This window comes from Xanthobacter sp., assembly GCF_041911315.1.
Classification (GTDB): domain Bacteria; phylum Pseudomonadota; class Alphaproteobacteria; order Rhizobiales; family Xanthobacteraceae; genus Xanthobacter; species Xanthobacter aminoxidans.
The window spans coordinates 142,254-158,866 of record NZ_JAYRPE010000006.1 but is presented as its reverse complement, the minus strand read 5'-3'; the positions used below and the strand labels follow the sequence as shown (position 1 = coordinate 158,866).

Genomic DNA, 16,613 nt, shown 5'->3' with positions numbered 1-16,613 from the left:
GACGTGACGGTGACGCTCGCGGACGGCGTCCGCATCCTCTCCGGCGGCACCGGCATCCGCACGCTGGCGGGCGGCGGCGGCGCCACCGTCGTCACCCTCGGCACCGGCGCGCGCGTCTATGCGGATGCGGGGCAGGGGGGCACGGGCAACGGCATCCGCGCCGACGGGACGGGCACCGTCGCGGTGGGCATCGGCGCCTTCAGCGTGGTGTCCGGCTCGGGCGCATCGGAAGACGAGGCGGTGATCCGCGTGTCGAGCGGCACCGGCACCACCATCGATGTCGGCACGGGTTCGCTGGTCAGCTCCTGGACGTACGCGGCCAATGGCGACCTCGCCAGCGCCGCCGGGCGCGTGGCGATCCGCGCCGATGCGGGCTCCACCACCGTCACCAACAACGGCACGGTGGTGGGCCGGGTGAGCTTTTCCGACGGCAACGACACCTTCAACAATCGAAGCTCCAACACCTGGGTCACGGTGGGCGCCAACAGCTTCGGCGGCGGCATCGACCAGGTGAACAATGTCGGCCTCACCGTCACCGCCCTCAACGGCGCGCAGGGGGAGACCACCACGTTCACGGGCCTCGAAACCTTCGTCAACGGCAGCCTCGTTTCGACCGACGCCGGCCTCCTCACCATGATCGACGAGACGCCCGGCCAGACCGCCTATAACGGCGCCCGCGACGTGACCTATGTGAGCGGCGTGTTCGTGGGGCAGGGCAACAGCCGCCTCGGCATCGACGCCTGGCTCGGCGGCCCCGGCTCCACCGCCGACAAGCTGGTGGTGGGCGGCCTCGATGCCAACGGCAACCTTTTGCCCGCCGGCACGGTGGCGACGCAGGGGCAGACGGCCATCGTCATCAACGACGTGAGCGGTAGCGCCGGCGGCTACAACCCCAAGGGCATGATGGTGGTGGAGGTGGTGAACCCCGATGCCGTCTCCTACGGCAAGTACGGCACCCAGGAGGCGAGCTTCGTCATCTCCTCCCAGTCGGCCGGCTACGATCCGCGCTTCGGCGGCGTCATCGACAAGGGCGTGTTCTTCTACGACCTCGTGACCCGCGGCAACGACACCTACCTCGTCGGCGTGCCCGACCGGGAGGCCTACGAACTGCCGCGCCTCGTCACCGGCGCGCAGAGCATCTGGTACGAGACCAGCGGCGGCTGGCTGGACCGGCAGGCGGACCTGCGCACCTATCTCGACGGGGGCAATGGGGGCGTCGTCGGCAAGGCCTCCAGCGCCGGATCGCAGAGCGTGACGCCGGGCGTGTGGGCCAAGGCCGTGGGCAGCTGGGGCCTGCGCGACTCGAACGCCACCGCCACGGTGCCGGGCGGGGCCTACACCTACGACATGGGCTATGCGCAGGACACCTACGGCTTCATCGCCGGCGCCGACTTCGGCAAGACGAACCTGTCCGCGTCCGGCAGGGATGCGGTGATGTTCGGCGTGATGGGCGGCTACGTCACCTCCCAGCTCGGCTTCGATGCCTCGCCGACCTCCGCCAGCTATTCCGGCGGCACGGTAGGCGCCTATGCCACCTATCTCAACCGCAACTGGTTCGTGGACGGCCTGTTCAAGGCGGACATCCTCTCCATGAACTACACCGCGCCCACCCTCGGCGGGGTGGCGGCCTACGGCCAGAGCGCGCAGGCGACCAGCCTCGGCTTCACCCTCGACACCGGATACCGGGCAAAGCTCGGCGCCACCGGCTTCTTCGAGCCCATCGCCACGCTGAGCTACGTCTCCACCCGCATCAACAACGTGTTCCTGATGCCGGGCACGTCGGCGGACTTCGGCAGCAATGACAGCCTGAGGGTGGGCCTCGGCGCCCGCGTGGGCGGGCCGGTCTACGACAACGCGTCGCTGCGCATCGAGGCCAATCTGAATGCGCGACTCTGGTACGAGTTCCTTGGGGACAATACGGTGACCATCTACAACCCTGGGCTGCCACTGACCGTCGCCGACGACTTCAACGGCGCCTTCGGCGAGATCGGCGGCGGCTTCAACGTGTTTGCCAAGGGCAACGGCTGGAATGGCTTCACCACCGCCAGTCTCAAGTTCGGCGAAGGCTACGCGGCGGCGAACGCGCGGGGCGGGGTGCGCTATCAGTGGTAGGGACATGGCAGGTGTGTCCCACGTCCTGACGGTTGATTGTGTAGCCGCATGGCGAGGCCTAAGCTGGCGCGCCCAATCTGAAAGGAAACGTCATGCGCGCCGCCACAGCGGTCCTGGTGCTGGGTTGTCTCGTCGCGCCGCTCTCGTCGGCGCGGGCCGATGACTGCCAAAGCGTGGCGGACGCCTATGATCGGCTCAGCAAGGTTCCGGCCTACCGGCAGGTGGCCGCGATGGCCGGCGCGCTCTTGATGGAGGCGGTGATCGTCGGCGATGTCATGTACGTCAAGCATGGGGCCAAGTGGACCAAGATGCCGCTTGGACCGGGCGGGCGCGTGGAGATGCAGAAGAAGGTCATTCCCGGCGCCTCCAGCCTCAAGGACTGCCGACGCGTCGGCCCGGAGACGGTGCAGGGCAAGAATGCGGTGGCCTACGACTACACGCCGCCGCCCATGCCGGGAGCCCCCGCGTTCGATCCCCAGCGGGTGTGGATCGCGGTGGACAGCGGCCTGCCGATCCGCATGACCTCCAAGCAGCAGCAGACCGACGTCGTCATCAGCTTCGACAACGTGGTCGCGCCCATCCCCTGAGCCGGTCCGCCCCAACGCGCCGTGGGGCTCGACCGTACGGATGGTTTGCCGTACCCCCTTGCAGGGGCGTATTTTTTTGCTGGGCGGACACGCAATCCCGAGCCCGGCCGCACTTTCAGCTCCGGATATGTGCTATGGACGGATGCTGGCTTCGGAAAGAAGCGCGCCGATGAAACGCCGCTCGTACATCGCGTCCGTGACGATCGCCTATGCGGTCGGCGCGCTTTTGTGGATCTACTTCTCCGACCGCTTCATCGAGAGCGTCGGGGGCTCCATCGGCTTCGGCGTTTTCTCCACCCTCAAGGGGTTCGTGTTCGTCGCGGTCACGACCGCCCTTCTCTATTTCGCGCTGCATGCTGCCGCCCAGGGCACGGACGAGGCCCGGCCGGTCCTCGCGTTACGGAGCTGGGTGCTGTTCGCGCTCCTCGCGCTGCTCACGCTGCCGGTCGGGCTCATCAGCTATGCGGTCTTCCGGTCGGCCTCCGACACGCTGCTCGGCGAGCGCAGGGGGCAGCTCGAATTCATGACCGAGGCGGTGGCCCGGTCCATCGATGCGGACGTGGCGCGGGGAATGCTGGATGCGACGCCGCAAGCGCCGCAGCAGCCGCAGGCGGCCCTCCTCGCCATCGTCACCGACGGCAGCGCCGGCTTCAGCCGCCTGCAGGAATTCGCCGGCCTGATGGGCGACAGCGGCCGGGTGCTCCTCGCCACCAAGACCGGTAGCGACGGGCGATGGATGATCGCCGGGGCCCAGCAGGCGCTGCCCGACGCCCTGGTGCCCCTCGCTGCCGCCGGCGCGGCCGGCCTCGCCGCCGACGTCATCACCCCGCCGGACGACGTGCCACTGCTGGTGGCGGCGGCGATGGTGCCCGCGGCCAACGCGGTGCTCATCGCGACCGTCGCCACGGCCGACGTGGTGGACGACGTGCGCGGCGTCGCCTTCCTCTCCGCCATCACCGCCGCCGCCTGCCTCGTGGTGGTAGGCGCGCTGACGCTGCTTTTCGTCCAGCGCCAGAGGCTGCGCGTCGCGCTGGCCGAAGCCGACCAGAAGGCCGCGCTCCATGCGGCGGAGGAGCGCTTCCGGGCGACCTTCGAACAGGCCGCCGAGGGCATCGCCCATCTTGACCTCGACGGGCGTTTCCTCAGGGTCAACGAAACCCTCTGCGCCCTCCTGGGCTATGGCCGGGCGGACCTGCTCGGGCGCAGCTATGCCGACGTGCGGCCGAACATCCGGGCCGGGGCGGTCGGCGGCACCAGCCGCGAGGCCGTCTCGTCGCTGCCCTCGGGGACGGTCGTCGAGGCGCGCAGCGACCAGCCCCACCTCACCCGTGCCGGCAAGGAGATCTGGCTGTCGTGCGTCCAGTCCATCGCGCGTGACACGCCGGAAGGCGAGGGCTACATCATCCTGATGGCCTCCGATGCCACCGCCCGCATCGTGGCGGAGCATCACCTGACGCTGGCGGAGGCCGTCTTCACCAACACCCAGGAGGGGCTGGTGGTGACGGACCTCGCCGGACGGATCACGGCGGTCAATCCGGCCTTCGTCGCCATCACCGGCCACGGGGAGGCCGAGGTGCTCGGCCAGAACATGCGGTTCCTCAGCTCCGGGCGGCACGACCGGCTGTTCTACCAGCTGCTGTGGGCCGCCCTGAAGGACAACGGCGTCTGGCGCGGCGAGATCTGGAACCGCCGCAAGGACGGCACGCTCTACCTGCAGCAGACGGTCATCAGCACGGTCTACGGCCGCACCGGCGCGCCGGAGAGCTATGTGGGCGCCTTCAACGACATCACCCAGGCGCGCAAGTCCGAGCTCGAGGTGGACCGCCTGACGCGCTACGATCCGCTCACCGGCCTGCCCAACCGCACCCTCATCTTCTCCCTGATCGAGCACGAGCTGACCCGCCCGGACACCCAGTGCGCGGTGCTCTACATCGACATCGACCATCTCAAGACCATCAACGACAGCCTCGGCTTCGCCGCCGGCGACGAGGTGCTGCGGGCGGCCGCGCAGCACCTGCGCAAGGCGGTGCCCGAGGATGCCACCATCGGCCGCTACGGCGCCGACGAGTTCGTGGTGCTGATCGACGGTTGCGAGGGGCCGAAGGAGGCCATCCGCTTCGCCGACCGGCTCATCGACGCCCTCGGCGAGCCGTTCGCGGCCGAGGGCGTGAGCAATCTCTTCATCAATGCCAGCATCGGCATCAGCCTCTACCCCGAGGACGCGAGCGACGCCGAGACCCTGCTCCAGCACGCCCATTCCGCGCTCTACCAGGCCAAGAGCCGGGGCGGGCGGACCTATGCCTTCTACACCGACGCCCTGACCCGTGATGCGCGGGCGCGCGTGGAACTGGTGGCGAACCTGCGCCGGGCGCTGGCGGAGCACGAATTCACCGTCCACTACCAGCCCATCGTCCGCCTCGAAGACCAGACCATCGTCGGCGCCGAGGCGCTGGTGCGCTGGATCACCCCCGAGGGCGAGATGATCGGCCCCGACCGCTTCATCCCGGTGGCCGAGGAAACCGGCCTCATCGTCCCCCTCGGCGACTTCGTGCTGGCGACCGCCTGCACCCAGATGGCGCGCTGGCGGATGGCCGGGCTGCCGTGCGCGTTCGTCGCCGTGAACATCTCCGCCGGGCAGCTCAACGCCACCGACATCTGCGCGAAGACCGAGGCGGCGCTTGCCGCCGCCGGGGTGCCGGCTGACAGCATCGAATTCGAAATCACCGAAAGCATGCTTTTCGGCGCCGATTCCGGTGCTGAATCGAAGCTGAAACGCATCGCGGAACTGGGTGTCAGGATCGCCATCGACGATTTCGGCACCGGCTATTCCTCCCTCGCCTACCTCAAGCGCTTCCCCATCTCCCGGCTGAAGATCGACCAGAGTTTCGTGCGCGACCTGCCCGCCTCCGCGGTCGATGGCGAACTGGTCCGGGCCATGATCGCCATGGCCCGAGCGCTCGACATCGAGATCCTGGCGGAGGGGGTCGAGGAGGCCGCGCAGATGGCCTTCCTCGTCGCCAACGGCTGCACCTTCGGGCAGGGCTATTTCTGGAGCCGGCCGCTGCCTCCGGAGCGCTTCGAGGCGTTGTTTTCCAACGCTTTTGGTGCCGCCGGCGCGAAGTCCGCATCGCGCTGAACGGGGACCTTCGGGGCGGTCCCCGCCTCCGCGCGTGGGGCTCCGGCTGTCCGTTTGTCTGTGCAGATTATTGTCGTACAATCAGTTTACATTCCTCGGCCGCGGTGCCACACTCCCTCCCGATGAAAAAAACAAGGCGGCCCGCCAGAGGGCCGCGCAGGGAGCCCCGGGAATGGCCGTTCGCGTCGAGGAAAAAGGCAATGGCGTCATCGTGTTGACGCTGGTGGGACAAGGCGAGCCGAACCATCTGGACACCGAGGCCCTGCTGGACCTCGCCGAGACGGCCAAAACCCTTGCAAATCAACCCGGTATGCGGGCCCTGGTGGTCGCCGGGCAGGGCGCCAACTTCTGCGGCGGCCGTGTCGGCAAGAAGGGCCTGACTCGGGCATCCGATGTCGCGGAAGACCTCAACGCCATCCTCAAGGTGAATGCCGCCTTCGCCGCCTTGCCGGTGCCGACAATCCTTGCAGTGGAAGGCCTTGCGCTCGGCTGGGGCTTCGGCATGTCGGCCCAGGCGGACTATGTGGTCGCGGCCGAGAATGCCCGCTTCGCCTTGCCGGAAATGTCCCACGGCATGCCGCCGCTGATCGTGCTGTCCTACCTGTTCCGCTTCGTCTCCTACAAAAGGGGCTTCGAGCTGTCCCTGTCCAGCCGGGAAATTTCCGCTGCGGACGCAGAGGGTTACGGCATTGTCACCTCCGTGGTCCCACCCGGTGCAGCGCTGGCCGAAGCGCTGCGTGTCGCCGATTTCGTCGCCGCCCAGGACCCCATGTCCATCACCCTGCTGCGCAAATTCGGTCGCGAGGCCGCCGGGCTCTCCGACCCGCAGCGCAGCGAATACGCGGTCTCGCTCATGAGCGTCCTGCTCGCCGAGCGGGCGCAGAAGGCCCATGGCTGAGGCCGGTTCGGGAGGCAGCCCCATGCGCGTGCTGGTGACGGGCGGGTCCGGCTTTCTCGGAAGCCATGTGGCGGCGGCGCTCGCCAAGGCCGGACATGGCGTGGTCAGCTACGACATGGCCGCGCCGGGGCCCGAAGCCCTCGTCACGCTCGCTGCCGCGGGGGCGGGCGACGTCGTCCATGCCACGGGCCAGACTACGGACCTTGCGCGTCTCATGGACGTGTGCCGGACAGAGCGGATCGAGGCCATCGTCCACAGCGCCGGCATCGTGGGGCTGGAGACCTCCCTCGCCCAGCCGGGGGCGACCTACCACACCAACATCACCGGCATGGTGAATGTGTGCGAGGCGGCACGGCAGCTCGGCATGGCGAGGCTCGTCTACCTGTCCAGCAACGCCGCCTACCATGGCGGCGACGGCTCGCCGCTGAAGGAGACGGACCCGGTCTTCTCGGTGGTGCAGGGCAACCCCGCCGGTCATTACGGCACCACCAAGATGGCCTGCGAGGCCATCGGCCTCGCCTATGCCTCCTTCCATGCACTCGATGTGCTGGCGCTGCGCGTGACCGCCGTCTACGGCCTCGGCATGCGCGCGCCCATGTTCATCAAACCCATGGTGGAGGGTGCGGTGCTGGGCCGGCCCGTGCGGTTCGCGACCGGCGGGCCGATGAAGCGCGACTACACCTACGTCCCGGACTGCGCCAGGGCGGTCGTGCGCGCGCTCGCCGTTCCGGCCCCCGCCGAGGGTGCCCAGCGCGTCTTCAACGTGGCGGCTGGACAGGTGACGGCGGCCGCAGAGGTGGCGCGGATCGTCCGGCAGGTGGTGCCCGGCGCCGATATCGAGATCGGTGACGCGCTGTCGCCCCTGGAGGAGGTGAATGCGCGCATGCGCGCCTCCCTCGACATTTCCGCGGCCCGCGCGGTGCTCGGCTGGGCGCCGGACTTCACGCTGGAACAGGGTATCCGCGACTATGCGGAGCGCTACCGCGCCTTCGCCGGCGCGAGCGGGTCTCATCCGAAGGGGCAGGCGGCATGAGCGCACAGGCGATCCCCACCTACGAGGTCTTCGCCATCCGCTACGCCACGCGAGATGCGAAACGGGCGGACAATTTCATCGGCGGCGATCCCCACGATGCGTCCATGCCGCTTGACTATTACGTCTGGGCCATTGTCGGCGAAGCGCGCAGCTTCGTGGTGGATACGGGCTTCAATGCAGAGGTCGCGGCGCGCCGCAAGCGCGATTTCCTGCGCTGCCCGGCCGAGGCGCTGAAGCTGTTGGGGCTTGATCCCGCGACCGTGCAGGATGTGATTCTCACCCACCTGCACTACGACCACGTGGGCAATTTCGACCTCTTTCCCGCCGCGACCTTCCACCTGCAGGAGGCGGAGATGCACTTTGCGGTGGGACGCTACATGCGCTACCGCCGCCTGCGCCATTCCTTCGAGGTGGAGGATGTGGTGGGCATGGTCCGCGCCAATTATGCCGGTCGCGTCAACTTCTATGACGGCGGTGCGGAACTCGCGCCGGGCGTGACGCTGCACCCCGCACCCGGGCATTCCGCCGGGCTCCAGTTCGTGCGGGTCAATACCCGCCGCGGACCGGTGGTGCTGGCGTCGGACGTGACGCACTTCTACGAGAACATGGACACCGAGCGTCCGTTCGTCACCGCCTTCCACGTGGGATGCATGCTGGAGGGCTTCGACCGGCTGAAGGCTGCCGCGCCCTCGCCGGACCACATCATCCCCGGGCACGATCCGCTGGTGATGAAGCGCTACCGGCCGCCGAAGCCGGAACTGGACGGCATCGTCGTGCGGCTCGACGAGCCGCCCGTCATCTGATTTCGTCAGTGGACACAGCGCATCGAATCCATCGGGACCGCGAGCCAAGGAAGCCAGCAATGACCACGCCAGCCAGCCTTGCGGCCATGCACCAGGCGGCATCGCTCAAGAAGCAGGTGATCGAGGCCCTGCGCACCGCCATTCTCGAAGGGCGCTTCCAGCCGGGCGACCGATTGGTGGAGCGCGAAATCTGCGAGATGTTCCAGGTGAGCCGAACCCTGCTGCGGGAGGCCCTGAGCCAGCTCGCGGCGGAGGGCATCCTGCAGATCATCCCCCATCGCGGTCCCATCGTTGCCATCTACACCGCCGAGGACGCGCGCTCGATCTATGAACTGCGCGCGACGCTGGAGGAGATGGCCGGGCGTTGCTTCGCCGAGCGAGCCACGGAGGCCGAGCACAAGGCGCTGGAGAGCGCCTTCGCCGCTTTCAGGAAAGCCAGCCGCGGCAAGCCGGGCAGCGATCTGTTGCTGGTCAAGACGGCCTTTTATGCCGCGCTCACGGCCGGCGCGCACAATCCGATGCTGGAGGACATGCTGCGCATGATCCACTGGCGGGTCACCATGCTGCGCGCCCATACGCTCTCCCAGCCGGGCCGGCTGGCGAAGAGCCTCGGTGAAATCGGCGACATCATGGAGGCCATCGCCCGGCGCGATCCCGAGGCGGCCGGACAGGCCTGCCGCCGCCACGTGATGAACGCCGCCGCCATCGCCGATGCGGTGCTCACCGCCAAGGAGGCCGAGCGCGATCGCCCGGTCCGCAAGCGGGGCACGAAGGAAGCGGCCGCCAGGGACAAGGGGACCGCCGCTCCGGCCGCGGGCGAGCCGCGCCTCGCCCGCATGTAGTTCGCCTTCAGGCGCGGTGGCCGCGCCTGTTCCGTTGAAAACACCCGTGCAGCCGCCTCGAGCGCGCGATTGATGGCGCACGCCCAGCGTGGGCCGCCGAAGGAGCTTGCGTGATGCCCCATGCCGATCCGTCAAGTCCGCCGCTTTCGGGGGCCACCCCGGCGCTTCACCAGGTGCGCGCCGGACGCCGTGGCGCCCCGCTGGTGGTGCTCATCCATGCCGTCGCGCTCGACCTGACCTATTGGGACCGGCAGATCGGCGCGCTCGCCGAAAGCTTCGACGTGATCGCCTACGACCTTGCCGGCCACGGCGCTTCGCCCGCGCCCGGCCTGCCCTTGGGGTTCGACGATGCGGCCGCCGATCTCGCCGGGCTCATCGAAACGGCAGGGGTGGGGCCGGCCTGCGTGGTGGGGCTGTCCGTTGGTGGCATGATCGCCCAGACGCTGGCGCTCGCGCGCCCCGATCTTGTCCGCGCGCTGTGCCTCATGGATACGGTCAGCACCTTTGCCGATGCGGGGCGGGCGGCTGTGCGGGGGCGTGCGGCGCAGGTGCGGGCGGGCGGTATGGAGGCGATCGTCGCGCCAACGCTGGAGCGCTGGTTCACGCCCGGCTTCGCGGCGCGGCGGCCCGACGTGCTCGACCGGGTCGCGAAGACCTTGCGCGCGGCCGATCCTCACGTTCATGCCGCCATGTGGGACATGATCTCGACCCTCGACGTCGCGCCGCGCCTCGGCGAAATCGCGAAGCCAACACTGGTGATGGTGGGGGAAAAGGACCCGACGACGCCCGTCGCGGCATCCGAGGTCATCGCGCGCGGCATCCCCGGCGCGCGGCTGGAGATCATTCCCGATGCCTCGCACATGGCGCCGCTGGAAGCCCCGGACGAGGTGAACCGGCGGCTTCTCGCCTTCCTCAACGGTCTCTGACACCGCGCAACAGGAGGTGACGTCCGTGCCCATCGGTTTCATCGGCCTCGGCGCCATGGGCGCTCCGCTGGCGACGCGGCTCCTTGAAGCCGGCCAGGAACTCGTCATCCATACGCGCCGGCGCGAGGCCGCGGCACCGTTCGAGGCGCTGGGTGCTCTGTGGGTGCCGTCGTCGCGCGATGTCGCGGCGAGGGCCCGCGAGATCTTCACCATGCTGCCCGGCCCGGCCGAGGTCGAGGCGGTGGTGTTCGGCAACGACGGCCTCGCCGAGGGGCTCTCGGCCGGCGCGACGCTCATCGACATGACCACCAGCGCGCCGGCAGCGGTGCGTGCGCTGGGGGAGCGCCTCGCGGCCCATGGCGTCGCCCTGCTGGACGCGCCGGTGAGTGGCGGCCCCAAGGGCGCGCGCACGCGCCGGCTGGCCATCTGGGTGAGCGGCAGCGAGGATGCTTTCGAGGCCTGCCGGCCACATCTCGAGCTGCTGGGCGACCGGGTGATGTTTCTCGGCGCGCTCGGCGCGGCCACCACGGCGAAGCTGGTCCACAACAGCGCGAACTACGGCATCCAGATGGTTCTGGCGGAGGTCATCACCATCGGCGTCAAGGCGGGTGTGGACCCCGCCACCCTGTTCGCCGCGATCCGGGAAGGATCGCTCGGGCGCCAGAATGTGGTGGACCGTCTCGCCGACCAGTTCCTGCCGGCGGCCTTCGACGAGGTGTCCTTCGCCCTCGATCTTGCGTTCAAGGACGTGTCGCTGGCCGCGGCCCTCGCGCGGGAGGTCGGCGTCCCGGCACGGTTCACCGAGATGACGCTGGCCGAGATGACGGAAGCCCGCAACCGGGGCTGGGGAAAGAGGGATTCCCGCGTCGCCATGCTGGTGCAGGAAGAGCGCGCCGGCGTCGCGATCAAGGTCGACCGCGAGACGCTGGACGGGATTCTGAACAGGGGAAAGTAGCGGCGACTTTCTGCGGGAGGGCCGGATGACGGAAAGTCAGTCGGACATGGTTGACATCCATCTCATTGGCCATATTGTCATACAATAAGTCAGAAAATGAAGAGGGCGCCAAGCGCCCCTCAAGCGACGCGACGCCGCCAAGCAAATGTCGCATCCGTGGAGGAAGCCAATGTCCATCGTCAGAAGCATCATCGCCGCCGGATGGATGGGCCTCGCCCTCCTGCCGGGAGCGGCCGGAGCCGCGGGCCTCGAGAAGCCGAAGATCTCGATCGCGGTCGGCGGTTCCATCAGCCAGATGAACAAGATCGCGTACTTCGTCGCGCTGAATAAAAAATACTTCGAGGACGAAGGCCTTACGGTGGATTCCACGGCCTTCAGCTCGGGCACCGCGGCCCTCCAGGCCGTGGTCGCCGGCGGCGCCGACATCGGCGAAGGGGCGTACGAGCACATGCTGCGGCTGCAGTCCAAGGGGCAGGATCTCACCTGCATCACCGTCTTCGGTCGCTATCCAGGCAATGTGCTCGCCGTGCGCGCGACGAAGGCGGACAGCATCAAGGGCGTCAAGGATCTCAAGGGCAAGAAGATCGGCATCTCGGCGCCGGGCGCCTCCACGCAGAATTTCGTCGCCCAGCTGCTGGAGCGGGCCGGCGTCAACTGGAAGGATGCGAGTTTCATCTCCATCGGCACCGGGCCGAGCGCGGTCGCCGCCATCCGCTCTGGCACCGAGCTTGATGCCATCGTCAATCTGGATCCCGCCATCACCTCGCTCACCGATGCGAAGGAAGTGGTGGTGCTGGTGGACAGCCGGAACGCGGAAGGCTCGCAGATCGCCTTCGGGGGTCCTTACCTCGCCGATTGCCTTTACGCCCGCACCGACTTCATCAAGGCCAATCCGAACACGTCGCAGGCCGTGTCCAATGCGCTGGTCCGGGCCATGCAATGGCTGAAGACCGCGAGCATCGACGACATCATCGCTTCGGTTCCGGCCGAATATTACAAGGCCGACGAAGCGCTCTACCGCAAATCGCTGCAGCAGAACCTTTCCGCCTTCCAATGGGACGGCATCGTGACGCCGGAGGCGGCGAAGAACGTGCTCGCCACCATCTCGGTGATGGAGCCGGCGCTGAAATCGGCCAGCCTCGACATCCCGCGCACCTATGACAACAGCCTCGTGGAACGTGCGCTGAAGAAATACGGCCCGGCCGCGAAGCACTGACGTGTCGCCGAGGGGCCGATGCCGGCCTCTCGGTCCCGCGCCCCCCAGTTCCCGCGCCCTCAGGGAGACGTTTCATGACCTTCGGCCTTCAACCGGAAGCCGGCCCCGTCCGCATGCCAGCGCCCGTCGGTGACCTCTCCGCTCACGCCGGCCCGCCGCCGGCCCTCCTGTTCGACCACGTCTCAGTGCGCTTCGGTGCCTATACGGCGGTGAACGACGCCAGCCTTCATGTGGGGGATGGCGAGTTCGTTTCCATCGTCGGTCCTACCGGCTGCGGCAAGTCCACCCTGCTGAATGTTGCCGCGGGTCTGCTCGAACCCTCGGAAGGCGACATCTGCGTCTATGGCCGGTCGCTGGAGGGCATCAATGCGGATGCCGGCTATCTCTTCCAGGCGGACGCGCTGATGCCGTGGCGAACCGCGCTGTCAAACGTCATCACCGGCCTCGAATATGCGGGGACGGAGCGCAAGGCGGCCGAGCGGCTCGGCAACGAGTGGCTTGCCCGTGTCGGGCTTTCCGGACATGGCGAGCGCTTCCCGCACGAAATGTCCGGCGGCATGCGCAAGCGCGTCGCGCTGGCCCAGACACTCATTCGCGATCCCAAGATCGTGCTCATGGACGAACCGTTCAGCGCACTGGACGTGCAGACGCGCGTGCTGATGGAGAACGAGCTGCTCCAGCTCTGGACCACCTATCGCAAGTCGGTGCTGTTCATCACCCATGACCTGGAAGAGGCGATCTCCCTGTCGGACCGGGTCATCATTCTGTCCGCCGGCCCCTCCACGCACCCCATCGCCGAGTTCCTCATCGACCTGCCGCGGCCGCGCGACGTCGCCGAGATCCGCATGACGCCGCGCTTCGTCGAGCTCTACCACCAGATCTGGGACGCCATGAAGGAAGAGGTCCTGAAAGCCTATGAGCGAAATCAGCGCAAACTTGCGGACTGACGCCGTGATCGCCGATCCCAGCGCCTCCGGCCGCACTGCCCCCGGCCGCCCCGCCGCCCGCCCGCAACGGCGATCCCGCCGGCGCGCGATGCCGGGCCCCATCGTCCTCACCGCGCTCCAGGCGGCGCTGTTCGCGGCCCTCATCATCGCCTGGTATGCGCTGGTGCGATCCAAGGCCCTGCCGGTCTTCTTCTTCGGCGATCCGGTGCTGGTGTTCCAGCAGATCGTCAGCTGGTTCGTGACGGGCGAGATCTTCGTCCACCTCGCGACCACGCTGATCGAAACGCTGCTCGCCTTCCTGCTCGGCGTGGCGTCGGGCATCGGCATCGGCCTGTGGCTTGGCCTCTCGCCGCTCACGGCAGCCCTGTTCGATCCCTACATCAAGGCGCTCAACGCCATGCCGCGGGTCATCCTCGGCCCCATCTTCATCGTCTGGTTCGGCCTCGGCATCGGCTCCAAGGTGGCGCTGGGGGTGACGCTGGTGTTCTTCGTGGTCTTCTTCAACGTCTTCCAGGGCGTGCGGGAGGTGAACCCGGTCATCCTCGCCAATTCGCGGATGCTGGGCGCGAACCGGCGCCAGCTCCTCACCACGGTCTATATCCCTTCTGCATTGAGCTGGGTGTTCTCCAGCCTGCACATGTCGGTGGGCATGGCCTTCGTCGGCGCGGTGGTCGGCGAATATCTCGGCTCGGCCCGGGGTGTCGGCTACCTGATCCTCCAGGCGGAGGCGACGTTCGACGTGAATGCCGTGTTCGCCGGCATCATCGTCCTCACCGTCTTCGCGCTGGTGCTCGACCTTGCGGTGACCCTCGTCGAGAAGCGCCTCATCGTCGGCAAGCCCAAATCCTGACCTGCACCCCTTCACGTCACGCCCATTCATCCAGGAACAGTCAGATGACCGAAACGACCGAAGCCGCCAACCTGCTGCACAAGGGCATGGAGATCCGCAAGGCGGTGCTGGGCGCCGCCCATGTGGAGCGCTCCATGGCCAATGTGGACGAGTTCGCCCGCCCCCTGCAGGAACTGGTCACCGAATATTGCTGGGGCGCGATCTGGGGCCGGCCGGGGCTGGAGCGCAAGACGCGCAGCATGCTCAACATCGTCATGCTGTCGGCGCTGAACCGTCCGCACGAACTGAAGCTCCACCTCAAGGGGGCGCTGACCAACGGCGTCACCCGCGACGAGATCCGCGAGGTGGTGCTGCAGATCGCGATCTATTGCGGTGTTCCGGTGGCGCTGGAGACCTCGCGCATCGCGCAGGAGGTGTTCCGCGAGGTCGACGCCGCCGCGGCCGGCTGAGTATCGCGGCCGCAATCGCTAGTCCGGCGGGGAGGAGCCGACAGGCGCCACCTTCCCGCCGGGGCGATGCAGCAGGGTCAGCGACAGGAAGGCGCCGACCCACGAGCCCGCTGCCGCGAACACCACATAGACCCAGTTCTCCGTGTAGCTGATGACGGCGAACGAGGAGAGCATGTACCAGACGCTCGACCAGTTGGCCGCCGAGAGGCGCCGGCGCGCCACCACGGCCGAGGTGAAGGCCACGTAGCAGGCGTCGGTGGCGGCCGTGGCGATGAACACCCCCAGCGCAATGAGCGGATCGAGGGCTGAAAAGGCACCGAGGATGTGCTGCATGGGCCGCCCGGAAGGCAAGGGGTGTCGGATCACCCCATCATGGCGAAACCCGAGGCCCCGGCAACACGCGCCGGGTCAGGCCGACCAGATGCCGCTGCTTGAGACCTGCCGCACATAGTTGACGAGGTAGTCCGTGAACACGCGGATCTTCGCCGGCAGGCGCTCGCGGTTCTGGTAGGCGATGTTCATGGTCAGCGTGGGCAATTGCCAATCCTGCATCACAGCAACGAGGCGCCCGGAGGCGAGGTCGTCCTGCACGATGTAGAGCGGCTGGATGAGGATGCCGAGGCCCGAGAGGGCCGCCTGCCGGATCACCTGCCCGTCGTTGCAGTCCAGCGCGCCGGTGATGCGCACGGTGCGCTCCGCGTCGCCCTTGGTGAGGCGCAGGGAGAACGGGTCCTGCGCAAGATTGTAGACCAGCATGTCGTGCCGCGTGAGGTCGGCCGGCTCGCGTGGGCGGCCGTGCTCTTCCAGATAAGCAGGTGAGGCAGCCAGCACGCGCCGCATCCGGCCGAGGCGGCGCACGATGATATTGGTGTCCGGCTCGTGCAGGCGGGTGCGGATGGCGACGTCGATGCCCGCCTCGATGAAGTCGAGGTAGCGGTTGGCGACCGCGATATGGACGTTGAGCTTGGGATAGAGCTTGCGGAATTCCGGTAGCATGGGCGCGAGATAGATGGTGGCGAAGGAGAGTGAGCTCGTCACCCGCAGCAGGCCCTGCGGGGCGAGGGTGTGCTCGTTCACCGCCTCTTCCGCTTCAGCCAGTTCGGTGAGGAGCGTGCCGCTGCGCTGGTAGAATTCCTGCCCCGCCTCTGTCAGCCAGAGGCGGCGGGTGTTGCGCTCCACGAGGCGTGCGGCGAGGCGCTCCTCCAGCGCCGCGAGATGCCGGCTCACCGCCGCGTTGGACATGCCCAATGCCTCCGCCGCCCGCGAGAGGCTGCGCAGCTCGGCGGTCTTCACGAACACCTCGATCTGGGTCAGGCGATCCATATTTCCACTTTGCGCAAAAGACCGTTCCGGAAAATCCCGTTTATTTCCGCTGTGCGCAAGTCAAAACTCACATCCAACGAAAGACCAATAGGTCGAGGAAACGCCAATGATGGGACCCATCCGCCACATCGTGATGTGGCGCGTGAGCGGAGAGACGCGCGAGGAGCGCGCTGCCGCCCGGCAGAAGGTCAAGGCCGCATTCGAGGGCCTGCGCGGCCGCGTCGCCGGCATGACCCGCGTCGAGATCGGCCTCGACATTTCCGATGTCGATTATGCCTGCGATGTGGTGCTGGTGTCCGAATTCGCCACCGCCGCCGATCTTGCCGCCTACGCCTCCCATCCCGAGCATCTGCGTGTGCGCCAGGAACTGGCGGACCTGCGCATCGCGCGCTTCCAGGTGGACTATGTGGTCGAGGACGCCGCGTTCGGCGCCATCGAGACCCGTCATCCCGCTGCCGCCCCGATCCCGCATCCCCGCGGCGCCCTCCTTGCGGGCGAGTGACCTCAGGGCGCGCCTCCGGTGCGTCGCGAACGGA

General features: G+C 68.0%; 15 protein-coding genes and 1 pseudogene. 14 read left to right on the top strand and 2 right to left on the bottom strand.

The window, feature by feature from the left end:
* The 13 genes from ACE3QW_RS03125 to ACE3QW_RS03065 form a co-directional block, all read left to right on the top strand.
* Positions 1-2,112 (top strand): autotransporter domain-containing protein (locus ACE3QW_RS03125; RefSeq protein ID WP_374250394.1); only part of this gene is annotated, 2,112 nt, incomplete at its 5' end.
* Positions 2,113-2,204: 92 nt separating this feature from the next.
* On the top strand, positions 2,205-2,699 hold the full coding sequence (locus ACE3QW_RS03120) for a hypothetical protein (protein WP_374250393.1): 495 nt from the start codon (positions 2,205-2,207) through the stop codon (positions 2,697-2,699).
* A gap of 169 nt (positions 2,700-2,868) precedes the next feature.
* Entirely contained in the window at positions 2,869-5,835 is a 2,967-nt protein-coding gene (locus ACE3QW_RS03115; RefSeq protein WP_374250391.1) for a putative bifunctional diguanylate cyclase/phosphodiesterase, read from the top strand.
* 172 nt (positions 5,836-6,007) lie between these two features.
* Positions 6,008-6,733, top strand: coding sequence for an enoyl-CoA hydratase/isomerase family protein (locus tag ACE3QW_RS03110; RefSeq protein WP_250168705.1), 726 nt, complete (start codon positions 6,008-6,010; stop codon positions 6,731-6,733).
* Positions 6,726-7,766 (top strand): NAD-dependent epimerase/dehydratase family protein, encoded by a 1,041-nt coding sequence (locus ACE3QW_RS03105; protein ID WP_374250390.1) that lies wholly within the window; start codon positions 6,726-6,728, stop codon positions 7,764-7,766. Before ACE3QW_RS03110 ends, ACE3QW_RS03105 begins: the two co-directional genes overlap by 8 nt.
* Positions 7,763-8,569, top strand: coding sequence for an N-acyl homoserine lactonase family protein (locus ACE3QW_RS03100; RefSeq protein WP_374250389.1), 807 nt, complete (start codon positions 7,763-7,765; stop codon positions 8,567-8,569). Before ACE3QW_RS03105 ends, ACE3QW_RS03100 begins: the two co-directional genes overlap by 4 nt.
* Before the next feature lie 59 nt (positions 8,570-8,628).
* A complete protein-coding gene (locus ACE3QW_RS03095; protein WP_374250388.1) occupies positions 8,629-9,411 on the top strand; it encodes a GntR family transcriptional regulator in 783 nt (260 codons plus the stop codon).
* Positions 9,412-9,524: 113 nt separating this feature from the next.
* Positions 9,525-10,337, top strand: coding sequence for an alpha/beta fold hydrolase (locus ACE3QW_RS03090; protein ID WP_374250387.1), 813 nt, complete (start codon positions 9,525-9,527; stop codon positions 10,335-10,337).
* Positions 10,338-10,362: 25 nt separating this feature from the next.
* Positions 10,363-11,292, top strand: coding sequence for an NAD(P)-dependent oxidoreductase (locus ACE3QW_RS03085; protein ID WP_374250386.1), 930 nt, complete (start codon positions 10,363-10,365; stop codon positions 11,290-11,292).
* 169 nt (positions 11,293-11,461) lie between these two features.
* Positions 11,462-12,508: an ABC transporter substrate-binding protein gene (locus tag ACE3QW_RS03080; RefSeq protein ID WP_374250385.1), complete on the top strand. Its 1,047-nt coding sequence runs from the start codon at positions 11,462-11,464 to the stop codon at positions 12,506-12,508.
* 113 nt (positions 12,509-12,621) lie between these two features.
* Positions 12,622-13,455 carry an ABC transporter ATP-binding protein gene (locus ACE3QW_RS03075; RefSeq protein ID WP_374250401.1) on the top strand — a complete coding sequence of 278 codons (834 nt, stop codon included), beginning with the start codon at positions 12,622-12,624 and terminating at the stop codon, positions 13,453-13,455.
* Between the two features lie 88 nt (positions 13,456-13,543).
* Positions 13,544-14,305 carry an ABC transporter permease gene (locus tag ACE3QW_RS03070; protein WP_024280652.1) on the top strand — a complete coding sequence of 254 codons (762 nt, stop codon included), beginning with the start codon at positions 13,544-13,546 and terminating at the stop codon, positions 14,303-14,305.
* 44 nt (positions 14,306-14,349) lie between these two features.
* A complete protein-coding gene (locus ACE3QW_RS03065; RefSeq protein ID WP_374250384.1) occupies positions 14,350-14,754 on the top strand; it encodes a carboxymuconolactone decarboxylase family protein in 405 nt (134 codons plus the stop codon).
* Between the two features lie 18 nt (positions 14,755-14,772).
* Here ACE3QW_RS03065 and ACE3QW_RS03060 read toward each other — a convergent pair whose 3' ends face one another.
* Complete coding sequence (locus ACE3QW_RS03060; protein WP_029555553.1) at positions 14,773-15,087, bottom strand: hypothetical protein; 315 nt, start codon at positions 15,085-15,087, stop codon at positions 14,773-14,775.
* 75 nt (positions 15,088-15,162) lie between these two features.
* A complete protein-coding gene (locus tag ACE3QW_RS03055; RefSeq protein WP_029555552.1) occupies positions 15,163-16,077 on the bottom strand; it encodes a LysR family transcriptional regulator in 915 nt (304 codons plus the stop codon).
* Between the two features lie 106 nt (positions 16,078-16,183).
* Here ACE3QW_RS03055 and ACE3QW_RS03050 point away from each other — a divergent pair.
* Positions 16,184-16,495, top strand: a pseudogene (locus ACE3QW_RS03050) (Dabb family protein); the annotation flags it as partial.
* Positions 16,496-16,613: the final 118 nt, after the last annotated feature.